This window comes from Janthinobacterium sp. KBS0711 (genome assembly GCF_000988085.1).
GTDB lineage: Bacteria > Pseudomonadota > Gammaproteobacteria > Burkholderiales > Burkholderiaceae_D > Janthinobacterium > Janthinobacterium lividum_E.
In genome coordinates, this window is the sequence record NZ_LBCO01000011.1 from 158,116 (window position 1) to 169,647 (window position 11,532).

At 66.5% G+C, this 11,532-nt stretch carries 11 protein-coding genes; 10 read left to right on the top strand and 1 reads right to left on the bottom strand.

Going from position 1 to position 11,532, the window contains the following annotated elements; all coding sequences use genetic code 11:
- Nucleotides 1-140 precede the first annotated feature (140 nt).
- The 10 genes from VM94_RS07110 to VM94_RS07155 all read left to right on the top strand — a co-directional run bounded on the left by VM94_RS07110 (nucleotide 141) and on the right by VM94_RS07155 (nucleotide 11,291).
- Nucleotides 141-737, top strand: a complete 597-nt coding sequence (locus VM94_RS07110; RefSeq protein WP_046682831.1) for a sigma-70 family RNA polymerase sigma factor — start codon at nucleotides 141-143, stop codon at nucleotides 735-737.
- Nucleotides 734-1,381, top strand: coding sequence for an NrsF family protein (locus VM94_RS07115; protein ID WP_046682832.1), 648 nt, complete (start codon nucleotides 734-736; stop codon nucleotides 1,379-1,381). Before VM94_RS07110 ends, VM94_RS07115 begins: the two co-directional genes overlap by 4 nt.
- 375 nt (nucleotides 1,382-1,756) lie before the next feature.
- Nucleotides 1,757-3,256 (top strand): DUF4331 domain-containing protein, encoded by a 1,500-nt coding sequence (locus tag VM94_RS07120; protein ID WP_046682833.1) that lies wholly within the window; start codon nucleotides 1,757-1,759, stop codon nucleotides 3,254-3,256.
- 13 nt (nucleotides 3,257-3,269) lie between these two features.
- Nucleotides 3,270-3,515, top strand: coding sequence for a hypothetical protein (locus VM94_RS07125; RefSeq protein WP_046682834.1), 246 nt, complete (start codon nucleotides 3,270-3,272; stop codon nucleotides 3,513-3,515).
- 66 nt (nucleotides 3,516-3,581) lie between these two features.
- A complete protein-coding gene (locus VM94_RS07130; RefSeq protein WP_046682835.1) occupies nucleotides 3,582-4,793 on the top strand; it encodes a hypothetical protein in 1,212 nt (403 codons plus the stop codon).
- Complete coding sequence (locus tag VM94_RS07135) at nucleotides 4,790-5,908, top strand: HupE/UreJ family protein (RefSeq protein ID WP_046682836.1); 1,119 nt, start codon at nucleotides 4,790-4,792, stop codon at nucleotides 5,906-5,908. The genes VM94_RS07130 and VM94_RS07135 overlap by 4 nt, the downstream gene beginning before the upstream one ends.
- 128 nt (nucleotides 5,909-6,036) lie before the next feature.
- Nucleotides 6,037-6,546: a sigma-70 family RNA polymerase sigma factor gene (locus VM94_RS07140; protein ID WP_046682837.1), complete on the top strand. Its 510-nt coding sequence runs from the start codon at nucleotides 6,037-6,039 to the stop codon at nucleotides 6,544-6,546.
- Nucleotides 6,543-7,529 (top strand): FecR domain-containing protein, encoded by a 987-nt coding sequence (locus VM94_RS07145; protein WP_046682838.1) that lies wholly within the window; start codon nucleotides 6,543-6,545, stop codon nucleotides 7,527-7,529. The genes VM94_RS07140 and VM94_RS07145 overlap by 4 nt, the downstream gene beginning before the upstream one ends.
- Before the next feature lie 94 nt (nucleotides 7,530-7,623).
- Nucleotides 7,624-10,092, top strand: coding sequence for a TonB-dependent siderophore receptor (locus VM94_RS07150; RefSeq protein WP_046682839.1), 2,469 nt, complete (start codon nucleotides 7,624-7,626; stop codon nucleotides 10,090-10,092).
- Complete coding sequence (locus VM94_RS07155) at nucleotides 10,092-11,291, top strand: PepSY-associated TM helix domain-containing protein (protein WP_046682840.1); 1,200 nt, start codon at nucleotides 10,092-10,094, stop codon at nucleotides 11,289-11,291. The genes VM94_RS07150 and VM94_RS07155 overlap by 1 nt, the downstream gene beginning before the upstream one ends.
- Nucleotides 11,292-11,295: 4 nt before the next feature.
- Here the strand turns inward: VM94_RS07155 and VM94_RS07160 are convergent.
- On the bottom strand, nucleotides 11,296-11,532 hold a 237-nt coding region (locus VM94_RS07160; RefSeq protein ID WP_046683089.1), incomplete at its 5' end, for an RNA 2'-phosphotransferase.

Sequence of the window (11,532 nt, forward strand, 5' to 3'; positions counted from 1 at the left end):
TTTACCCGGTATATTGAAATAAGAAGCGTGAATTAAGAAACGTGCTTGCCTGTCAATTCGCCGCATGCTGCGGATTGGTTACAGCCGCCCTCCATTATTTTTCAATTTATTTTTTCCAACGCCTGTCACCAAAGGCCTGCATGCAACGAATACCTGTAAGCGAACACCTGCATGGCACGGAATTGCGGCTGCATGGCCTGATGCTGCGCGGGCTCGATGGCGATGCGGCGGCCTACCGCAGTTTCTTGCAGGCCACCAGCGGCCATTTGCGCGCGTTCCTGCGCAAGCGCCTGCAGCGCTGGCCGGACGAGGTGGAAGACCTGGTGCAGGAGTGCCTGCTGGCCATCCACAACCAGCGCCTGACCTACGATACGGGTGTGCCGCTGACGTCGTGGATTCATGCGATCGCACGGTATAAATTGATCGACTGGCTGCGCCGCCATGCGCGACGCGAGGCGCAGCACTTGCCGTACGACGAAGAAGATGGCGCGCAGGAACTGTTTTCCAGCGCCGATGCCGAGGCGGCCGAGGCCAGCCGCGACCTGGGCAAGCTGCTGGCCACTTTGCCGGCGCAGCAGCGCGACGCCATCGTGCATACCAAGCTCGACGGCTGGTCCGTGCGCGACACGGCGGCCGCCATGGACATTTCGGAAGCCAGCGTCAAAGTGGCCGTGCATCGCGGCTTGAAGGCACTGGCGGCCAATTTAAGAACCGGCAATGAAGGGATAGCACCATGAAAACCGATGACTTGATCGCCATGCTGGCCAGCGGACCCGACGTGGCCGCAGCGCCGCCTCCGGGCATGCGCTGGCGCGCCGCGGGCACGTTGGGCGCCGGGCTGCTGGCCAGCGTGGCGCTGATGGCCATGCTGCTGGGCGTGCGGCCCAATTTGGAACAGCTGGCCCTGCTGCCCGACTTCTGGATCAAGGTCGGTTTCGTCATCTGCCTCTCCCTGGCGGCCTGGCATGTCAGCCGCCGCCTGTGCATGCCGGGCGCCGCCACCCGCGCCCTGCCCCTGTTGCTCGCCATGCCCCTGCTGCTGATGTGGGCGCTGGGCGCCATCATCCTGCAGGAAGCCCTGCCCGGACAACGCGCCGAGCTGTTCTGGGGTGCCACCTGGCGCAGCTGCCCCTTGCTCATCGCCCTGCTGTCGCTGCCCATCCTTGCCGCCGTGCTGCGCCTGATGCGCCAGCTGGCGCCCACGCGCCTGCGCCTGGCTGGCGCGGCCGCGGGATTTGCCGCCGGCGCCATGGCGGCCCTCGTGTACTGCCTGCACTGCCCCGAGCTGGCCGCCAGCTTCGTCGGTTTCTGGTACGTGCTGGGCATGCTGGCGCCGACTGCCATCGGCGCGGCCATCGGCCCCAAAGTGCTGGCCTGGTAAGCGCACTCTCCCCGCAAGCGGTTCGCCGGTCAAGCGGATTTCGAGCGTCTATCGTCTCCATATCCGCATACTCACGCATTCCCACGCGCCCCGTGCACGCCTTCGCAGACACTGCGACATAGCGCAACAGGCTATCGCCATCACTGATGGCGGCGTCTCTTCGTGTCCACAAAATATTTTTTCTTGCCGACGTGCAATATCCACGTAGATTCGACCTCGTGCGCCAGCCCCCTGACGATCGACGGCCGTTCATTCCGCTGCCTAAAAATAATTTGCAAGAAATGAATCCGATCGTGCTGGCGCCCCGTACAACTGATGCAGCCCCGTAATTCCCGCTAGTCCTACGTATGCACATAACAATCAGGGAGAATCGACATGTCATTGTTACACTCGAAAACCGCACTGGGCGCCGCCCTCCTGGGCAACCTGCTGGCCTTGGCCATCGCGCCATCCGCCTACGCGTCCAGCCACCGCGAAGCGCCGTTCATCACGCAAAACCCCAAGGTCGACGCCACCGACTTCTATATGTTCCGCAGCTATGAAACGGGGCGCGGTGCCTACACCACGCTGGTGGCCGACTATATTCCCCTGCAGGATGCTTACGGCGGGCCGAATTACTTCGCCATGGACCCGAACGCCCTGTACGAAATCCACATCGACAACAACGGCGACGGCAAGGAAGACCTCACCTTCCAGTTTCGCTTCACCAACACCATCAAGGATGGCCAGTTCACCGTGGGTGGCAAGAAAGTCTCGATTCCGCTCGTCATCAACGGCGGCGCCATCGACACGGTCAACCCGGCCGGCCTGAACGTACGCGAAACCTACAGCGTCACCGTGGTGCGGGGCGACCGCCGCACGGGCACGCGCAGCAGCGTCACGAATGCCACGGGCGGCGGCACGACCTTCGACAAGCCGGTCGACAATATCGGCAACAAGGCCATCCCCAACTACGCCGCGTATGCCGCGCAGCATGTGTACGCCGTCAACATTCCCGGCTGCGCCACGCCGGCGCGCATGTTCGTCGGCCAGCGCAAGGACCCGTTCGTGGTGAACCTGGGTGAAACGTTCGACTTGATCAACATCAAGGCGCCCGCCACGGAATTTGCCGCGAATGCGGAATCGGCAGCCAAGGATGACCTGGCCAAGAAAAACGTCACGGCCATCGAGATGGAAGTGCCGACCGCCTGCCTGACAGCGGGCAGCGATCCCGTCATCGGCGGCTGGACCACGGCCAGCCTGCGCCAGGGGCGTTTGCTGAACCCGGCGCCGGGCACGGCCACAGCGGCCTCGAAGGAAGGCGGCGCGTGGGTGCAAGTGTCGCGCCTGGGCATGCCGTTGGTAAATGAACTGGTCATCGGCCTGAAGGACAAGGACCGCTTCAACGCCAGCAAGCCGTCGGGCGACGCGCAATTTGCCGACTACGTCACCAACCCCACGGCGCCAGCCCTCGTGGAAGTGCTGTACGGCTCGGCCGGCGCCAAGGCGCCCACCAACTTCCCCCGCAACGACCTGGTCGCCACCTTTTTGACGGGCATCAAGGGCGTGAACCAGCCCGTCACCGTGACGGCGTCCGAAATGCTGCGCCTGAACACCTCGATCGCGGCCACCAACGTCGGTGCGCAAAACCGCCTCGGCGTCATCGGCGGCGATAACGCGGGCTTCCCGAACGGCCGCCGCCCCGGCGACGACGTGGTCGACGTGGTCCTGCGCGTGGCCATGGGCAAGCTGTGCACCCTGAACATCGGCTGCGCCCCGGCCGACGCTCCCGCCGGCGGCCTGCATTTCACGGATGGCGCCTTCCTCGACGAAACGTCGTTCACGGCAGGTTTCCCCTACCTGAAAAACCCCGTGGCCGGTTCGCCGCAACTGTAACGAGGAGAACGCGATGAAAAAGCTCTATGTAATCGGCACCCTGGCGCTCACGGCCCTGCTGGCCGGCTGCGGTGGCGGCGGTAGCAGCAGCCACTCCGGCGATAACGGTGGCGTCAATCCCCCGCCCGTCGTGCTGCTCGACTCTTTTTATGTGGCCGTCAGCAACGTCATCTTGACCACCAGCGATGACAAGGATGGCGTGGGCATCGACGCCATCATGGCGACGTCTCCGGACAATACGGAGCCGGTACCGTTGTAAACCACCGCGGGCGCCGGGGAGTCAGCTCCCCGGCGCCCTTGTCAATTCCCGTCAACGGCGACCACGATGAAAACACCGATTTCCCTGCTGTGCGCCTGCCTGCCCTTGCTGGCATGGGCCGCGCCCTACACGCCGAAAGACGGCGGCGCCGTCATCGAACAGCTGCCGCGCCGCGCCGACGCCACGCAACTGGCCCTGCGCGGCCTGCGCCAGCAACTCGACGCCGCGCCGCAAGACCTGTCCCTGGCCAGCGGCCTGGCGCAGCGCTACATCGCCCTGGCGCGCAGCGACACGGATCCGCGCTACCTCGGTTATGCGCAGGCGGCGCTGGCGCCCTGGTGGCGGCAAGCTGCGCCGCCCGTCCCCGTGCGCCTGCTGCGCGCCACCATCTTGCAAAGCACCCACCATTTCAGCGCCGCCCTGCAAGACCTCGACGCCGTCATCGCCCAGGAACCGGGCAACGGCCAGGCCTGGCTGACGCGCGCCACCGTGCTCACCGTGCAAGGCGACTACGCGCAAGCGACGGCCAGCTGCGCCCGGCTGTCGGCCCTGAGCACGCAGCTGGTCACCGTCACCTGCCTTGCCAACATCGCCAGCGTCACGGGCCGCGCCGCCGCCAGCGAGCGTTTGCTGGACCTGACCTTGCAGCGTAGCGCCGGCGCGGCGCCCGAACTGGAAAGCTGGGCAGCAACCCTGCTGGCGGAAATGGCCACGCGGCGCGGAGAGTGGGCGTTGGCGGAGGCGCGCTACACCAAGGCGCTGGCGCAGCAGCCGCGCGACAGCTATCTGCTGGGCGCCTACGCGGATTTCCTGCTCGACCGGCAGCGCCCGCAGGAAGTCGTCAAGCTGCTGAAAGAGCAGCAGCGCATCGACGCCCTGCTGCTGCGCTACGCGCTGGCCCTGCAGGCGCAGCCTGGCCAGCAGCCGGCCTTCCTGGCGGCGAAAGCGGAACTGGCGGCCCGCTTCAACGCCGCCATGCAGCGGGGCGACACCGTGCACCAGCGCGAACAGGCCCGCTTCGCCCTGTTTTTGCAGCAGGATATCCCCGCAGCCCTGCAACTGGCGCAGAAAAACTGGGCCATCCAGAAGGAAGTGCCCGACATGCGCATCTTGCTGGAAGCATCGCTGGCCGCACGCAACTATACGGCGGCACAGCCCGTGCTGGCCTGGATAGCGGCCAATGGCGTGGAAGACGTGGCCTTGCAGCGCCTCGTCAGGCAGCTGGGGCCGCAGGATGGCGCAAAAATCAGTGCCGCGAAGAAGGCAGGTGTACTGTGAAGCGATGCCTGTTCATCCTGCTGCTGTGCGCCTGGCTCGCGCCCGCGCAAGCCCACAAGCCCAGCGACAGTTACCTGAGCCTGGCCGTGCATGGCCAGCAGATCGAGGGGCAATGGGATATCGCCCTGCGCGACCTCGATTTCGCCATCGGCCTCGATGGCAACGGCGACGGCGCCCTGACCTGGGATGAAATCCGTGCGCGCCACGACGCCATCGCCGCCTACGCCTTGCAGCGCCTGCAAGTGGCCAGCGACCAGGGCGTCTGCCCCTTGAAAGCCGTCGAGCAGTTGATCGACCACCACACGGACGGCGCCTACAGCGTGCTGCGCTTCCAGGCCAGCTGTCCCAGCGCCGCGCCGGCCAGTCTGACCATCGGCTACACCCTGTTCGCCGACCTCGATCCGCAGCACAAGGGTTTGCTCAAGATTGATAGCGGCGGCGCCACGCAAACGGCCATCTTCGACCCGGACAGCCCGCGCCAGACGATTTCCCTGGCAGCGCCCGACCGCCTGGCGCAGTTCGGCGCCTATGTGAAACACGGCGTCTGGCATATCTGGATCGGCTACGACCATATTTTGTTCTTGCTGTCTTTGCTGCTGCCGGCCGTGCTGCTGCCTGGCTTGCGCGAGCAGCAGCAAGGTTTGAAAGCAGCGTTCTATGACGTGCTGAAAGTCGTCACGGCGTTTACTTTGGCCCATTCCATCACCCTGAGCCTGGCCAGCCTGTCGCTCGTCTCGCTGCCATCGCGCTGGGTCGAATCGGCCATCGCCGCTTCCGTGATCCTGGCCGCGCTGAACAACTTGCTGCCGCTGTTCCGCGGCAAGCGCCCCGTGGCCGCCTTCGCGTTTGGGTTGATCCACGGTTTCGGCTTTGCCAGCGTGCTGCGCGACCTGGGCTTGCCGCAGGGTTCATTGCTGGCCAGCCTGCTGGGCTTCAACGTGGGCGTGGAATTGGGCCAATTGGCCATCGTCGCCGCCTTCCTGCCCGCCGCCTGGCTGCTGCGCAAGACGTGGTTGTACCGGCAGGTGCTGACCGTCGGTTCGCTGGCCATCGCCCTGGTGGCAGCCGTCTGGCTGGTGGAGCGGATTGCCGATATCAAGCTGATTTCAGCTTAATGACGTTGCTGGCCCGCCACTAGCGAACCACTAGTCAGCCACAAGCGCACACAACCGGGCTACAATACGAACAATTCTCAATCGCATCAAGGCCTGTTTGTCCGCGGACCATGGCATGGAAAGGTTGCATGCTACGCCCCGAACTGGAACTGCACCGGCAAATCGAAGTGCTCTACAGCGACCACCACGGCTGGTTGCAGGGCTGGCTGCGCCGCAAGCTGGGCAACGCCTTCGATGCGGCCGACCTGGCGCACGACACGTATTTGCGCATCCTCGCGCGGGGCCGCGCGCCCGGGCGCGACGAATCGCGCCAGCACCTGGCGCAGATCGCCAACGGCCTCGTGGTCGACCTGTTCCGCCGCCGGCATATCGAAGCAGCCTACGCGGACGCCGTCGCCGCGCAGCCGGAAGCGGCCGCACCCACGCCGGAAATGCGCGCGCTGATCGTCGAGGCACTGATGGAAATCGACGCCATCCTGGCCAGCCTGCCCGCTAAAGTGCGCGACGCCTTCTTGCTGTGCAAACTGGAAGGCATGGCCTACGCCGACATCGCCGCGCGCCTGGAGGTGTCCGTCTCGTCGGTGGAAAAATACATCGCCCGCGCCTTGCTGGCCTGCTGCGCGGCGCAATTCGCATGAGTTCCCAGCTCGATAGCGCCCCCATCGCCCCCGCCGTGCTGCAGCGCGCCGCCGAGTGGATGGCACGGCTGTGGGCGGAAGACGCCAGCGCGGCCGATGCCGACGCCTGCGCCGCCTGGCGCGCCGCCCACCCCGAGCACGAACGGGCCTGGGCCCGGCTACAGCGTTTTGCCCGCCAATTCGACGCACTGCCGCGTGAGGTGGCGCGCGGCGCCCTGGCGCCGGTTCAGCGCCGTGTGACCGGACGCCGGCGCGCCTTGCAGCTGCTGGGCCTGATCGCGGCGGGTGGCGGCACGGCCCTGCTGGCGCACGAAACGGGCCTGTGGCAGCGCGCCGCCAGCGACTACCGCACGGCTGTCGGAGAGACGCGCGCCATCGTGCTGGCCGATGGCACGCACGTGGTGCTCGATACAGCCAGCGCCATCGACGTGTGCTACGGCGCCAATGAACGGCGCATCGTGCTGCGCGCGGGCGCCATCCTCGTCACCAGCGCGCATGAAACGACGCCCGTCTACCGTCCGCTGCTGGTGGAAACGCCGCAGGGCACGGCCACGGCGCTGGGCACGCGTTTCAGTGTGCGCCTCGATGACGGCGAGAGCCGTGTCGCCGTGTTCCAGGGCGCCGTGGCCCTGCAGCCGCTGCAGGAGGGCGCCCCCTCGCTGCACCTGCAGGCGGGCCAGCAGGCTGGCTACACGCGCCTGGATGTGCAAGACGTGACGAACGTCGAAAACAGTGCCGCCGCCTGGGCCGATGGCAGCCTGGTGGCCGAGCGCATGCGCCTGGACGAGCTGCTGGCCGAGCTGGAGCGCTATCGTCACGGCGTATTGCGCTGCGACGAATCCATTGCCGGCCTGCGCGTGACGGGCGTGTATTCGCTGCGCGACACGGACCGCTCGCTGGCCAACCTGGCCGCCAGCCTGCCTGTGCAGCTGGTTTATCGCACGCGCTACTGGGTCAGCGTGGGGCCGCGCCGGGCCGCCTGAAAAAATAAGTAAAAAAACCTTGAGGGTTTTGGCTTTTCGTTCGGAATACGGGAAGAACCGATTTTTTCCCTGCCACTTTCCAAGGATTTGCACCATGCCCCCTCGCCTGACCGCCCCCGCGCACAAGCTGCGTCCGTTCCCCCTCGCCGCCGCCATCCAGGCCCTGTTCCTCGCTGGCGCCGCCGTGGGCGCCAGCGCCGTCACGGCCCCTGCCGCCCACGCCCAGACGTTAGAAAATACGCAAGCGAAGCGCCAGTACGCGGTACCCGCCGGACCGCTGGAGCGGGCCTTGACCACGTTCGCCAGCGCGGCCGGCGTGGAACTGTCGGCCGATGCGGCCCTGCTACAGGGCAAGCGCAGCGGCGGCCTGGCGGGCAGCTACACGGTGCGCCAGGGTTTCGAGGAACTGCTGCGCGGCCAGGGCGTGCGCGTGGTGGCGGGCGCCGACGGCGCGTATGCGCTGCGGGCGGAGACTGCACCGGCACCGGCAGCCACGCCGGCGCAAGCCAGCGCCACCCTGCCCGCCATCACCATCAATGCCAGCAGCGAACGCGAAACGGCGACGGGTCCCGTGCGCGGCTACGTGGCGCGGCGCGCCGGCTCGGCCACCAAGACGGATACGGCGTTGAATGAAAACCCGCAATCCGTGTCGGTGGTCACGGCCGATGAAATCAGCGACCGCAATGCCGAATCGCTCGACGAAACCCTGCGCTACACGGCCGGCGTGACGCCGAACCAGCGCCCGCTGGGCAGCGACGATTCCTCGCTGCTGCGCGGCTTCACCATCGAAACGAACGGCATCCTGCAAGATGGCTTGCGCAATTCGGGCCGCACCTTTGGCGCCTCGATCGAGCCGTACGGCCTGGAACGCCTGGAAGTGCTGCGCGGCCCAGCGTCCGTGCTGTACGGGCAAATTCCGCCGGGCGGCATGGTCAACGCCGTCAGCAAGCGTCCCAGCGCGGACGCCGTGCGCGAAGTGGGAATTGAGTACGGCAGCTACCAGCGCCACCAGCTGAAAGCCGACGTCGGCGGTGCGCTCGATGCGCCAGGCGCCTGGACCTACCGGGCCGTCATGCTGGGCCGCGAAGCCCATACGCGGCTGGACCGCGACCGCGACAACCGCCTGTACTTCGCCCCCTCGCTCACCTGGCAGGCAGGCCCCGCCACGCGTTTGACTTTGCTGGCCCGCTACGAGCAGGACAACCAGCAGTACGCGTTCCCGAACCAGCTGCTGGTGCCCGGCCCGCGCGGCCAGGTCGACCCAAATGTCAACCTGATGGGCGACGATAACCGCTTCAAGCGCCGCAATACCATGCTGGGCTACGAGTTCGAGCACACATTCAACGATACCTGGTCGCTGCGCCAGAACCTGCGCTACACGCGCCTGAAAAACGACCGCACGGACATGTTTCCCCTGGGCCTGAATGACGACGGCACGGTGGAGCGCTATTTCATGCCTGTCGATACGGCGTCGAAAAGCCTGTTCGCCGACACGCAGCTGCAGGCGAAGTTTGCCACGGGCGGCCTGACGCATCAGGTGCTGCTGGGCATCGACTACGCGAACATCCGCAACACGGACGACTACCGCCACCAGCGGGGCTTCATCGAGCTGATCGACCTGTACCAGCCCGTGTACGGCAAGCAGCCCCTGGTCCCGTCCAAGGCGCCCACGCGCGCCGATGCCCCTTCGCGCCAGCTGGGCCTGTACGCGCAGGATCAATTGAAATGGGACCGCTGGGTCGTCACGGCGGGCCTGCGCCGCGACAAGGCGACGCAGTCGCGCGACGTCACGGACCTCCATAGCGGCGCCGTCAAACCGGACTACCACCAGTCGCCATCGGCCACCACGGGCCGCCTGGGCGCCGTCTACCTGTTCGATAACGGCTGGGCGCCGTATGTCAGCTATACCACCTCGTTCTCGCCCGAACTGGGCACGACGATGGGCGGCGGCGCCTTGAAACCGTCGCGCGGCAAGCAGTTCGAAGCCGGAGTCCGCTACGAACCCGTGGGCCAGCGCGCCAGCTATACGGCAGCCGTGTTCGACCTGGTGCGCGACAATGTCTCCACGTCCGACATCGGGAATCCGGGTTTCCTGCTGCAGACGGGCCAGGTCAAGTCGCGCGGCGTCGAACTGGAGGCGCGCACGGAGTTCGCCAGCCGTCTGAGCCTGATCGCCCAATACACCTACCTCGATACGGAAGTCACAAAGAGCAACAATGGCGACCTGGGCTTGCAGCAGGCGGGCGCGCCGCGCCATAGCGCCTCGGCCTGGGCCCGCCAATCGTTCACGCTGGCCGGCAGCCTGCCCGCGTATGCGGCGCTGGGCATGCGTTTTCTCGGCGCCATGCGCTCGAATTCCGACGGCGAAAACCTGAACATCCGCAATGGCGGCATCACCCAGTGGGATGCGGCGCTGGGCGTGTCGCGCGGGCCGTGGCAATTCGCCCTCAACGTCAACAATGTGCTGAACAAGCAGACCCTGTATGACTGCGGCTACCTGCCCAACCTGTGCTACCGCAATGCGGAACGCACGGCCAACGTCAGCGCCATGTACAGGTTCTGATGCGCCCTGTATTGGCGGCCATGCACCGCTATGCCGGCCTGCTGATGGCCGGCTTCCTCATCGTGACCGGCGTCACGGGCAGCGCACTGGCGTGGAAGGATGAACTGGAGGCGGCCATGCTGCCCGCCGTCTTCCGCGTGGCGCCGCCCACGCCGGGCGCTGCGCCGCTCGACGCCCTGCTGCTGCGAGAGTCCGTCGCTGCGCGCTTTCCCCAGGCGCAGCTCAGCTACGCGCCGCTGTCGGCGCCACCCGGCCACAGCATGGTGTTCTACCTGCGCCCGGGCGACGAATCACCGCTGGCCAGCGACGAAGTATTCGTCGATCCCTACACGGGGGCCGTGCTGGGCCAGCGTCGCTGGGGCCAGATCAGCGAGGGCGCCATCAACCTGTTGCCCTTCATCGAGCGCCTGCATTACGCATTGGCGCTGGGCGATACGGGCTTGCTGATGTTCGGCCTGATCGCCATCGTATGGACGGTCGACTGCTTCATCGGCGCCGCCCTGACCTTCCCCGCGCGCCTGAAAAAACGCTCGCCGGGCAGCAAACCATGGCTGCTGCGCTGGCGCCCGTCATGGCTGCTGCGCCGCCACAGCGGCAACTATAAACTCGTGTTCGACCTGCACCGCGCGGGCGGCCTGTGGCTGTGGGCCATGCTGCTGGTGTTTGCCTGGAGCGGCGTCGCCTTCAACCTGTACGGCGCTTATGCGGCCGTCATGCATCCGCTGTTTGCGCACCAGCTGGCCGAGGAAGTGGTGGCGCGGCACACGCCGTCACCTGGGCCGCAGCTGGACTGGCCCGCCGCGCGCGCGCAGGGCCGCCAGTTGATGGACGCGCTGGCGCACCAGCACTCTTTCACCATCATCGAGGAAAATGCGCTGGCCTATGAACGCGCACTGGGCGTGTACAGCTACAACGTGCGCAGCAGCCGCGACGTGCGCGCCCACAAGGGCCTCACCACCGTCTTTTTCGACGCGGCCAGCGGCCGGCAACTGGCCACCTGGCTGCCCACGGGCGCGGCCAGCGGCGACACCATCCGCAGCTGGATCAGCGCCCTGCACATGGCCTCGATGTGGGGCTGGCCCTTCAAACTGTTCATCTGCGCCATGGGCGTGCTGGTGGCGGGCCTGAGCGTGACAGGCGTGCTGATCTGGCGCCGCAAGCGCCAGGGGCAAGCCAAGGCCAGGGCGCTAAGTCATTAATTAGTCAGGAAAAACCGATGAAGGCCGCCGGCACGGCGTCCGTCAGCCACACGCCATTGTCCGATACGTAAAACACGTGGCCCTGCGCCTGCATGGCGGCAGCATCCACCGTCAGCACGACGGGCCTGCCATGGCGCGCGCCGACGGCCACGGCCGTTTCCTGATTGCTGGACAGGTGCACGTGCTTGCGCGCGCCCGCCAGCAAACCGCCGGCGCGGATCGCGTCGACAAAGCGGCTGGG

Excerpts from the sequence above, each read along its gene's own strand:
- VM94_RS07110 (WP_046682831.1), top strand. The coding sequence starts at position 141 with ATGCAACGAATACCTGTAAGCGAACACCTGCATGGCACGGAATTGCGG.
- VM94_RS07115 (WP_046682832.1), top strand. The coding sequence starts at position 734 with ATGAAAACCGATGACTTGATCGCCATGCTGGCCAGCGGACCCGACGTG.
- VM94_RS07120 (WP_046682833.1), top strand. The coding sequence starts at position 1,757 with ATGTCATTGTTACACTCGAAAACCGCACTGGGCGCCGCCCTCCTGGGC.
- VM94_RS07125 (WP_046682834.1), top strand. The coding sequence starts at position 3,270 with ATGAAAAAGCTCTATGTAATCGGCACCCTGGCGCTCACGGCCCTGCTG.
- VM94_RS07130 (WP_046682835.1), top strand. The coding sequence starts at position 3,582 with ATGAAAACACCGATTTCCCTGCTGTGCGCCTGCCTGCCCTTGCTGGCA.
- VM94_RS07140 (WP_046682837.1), top strand. The coding sequence starts at position 6,037 with ATGCTACGCCCCGAACTGGAACTGCACCGGCAAATCGAAGTGCTCTAC.
- VM94_RS07145 (WP_046682838.1), top strand. The coding sequence starts at position 6,543 with ATGAGTTCCCAGCTCGATAGCGCCCCCATCGCCCCCGCCGTGCTGCAG.
- VM94_RS07150 (WP_046682839.1), top strand. The coding sequence starts at position 7,624 with ATGCCCCCTCGCCTGACCGCCCCCGCGCACAAGCTGCGTCCGTTCCCC.
- VM94_RS07155 (WP_046682840.1), top strand. The coding sequence starts at position 10,092 with ATGCGCCCTGTATTGGCGGCCATGCACCGCTATGCCGGCCTGCTGATG.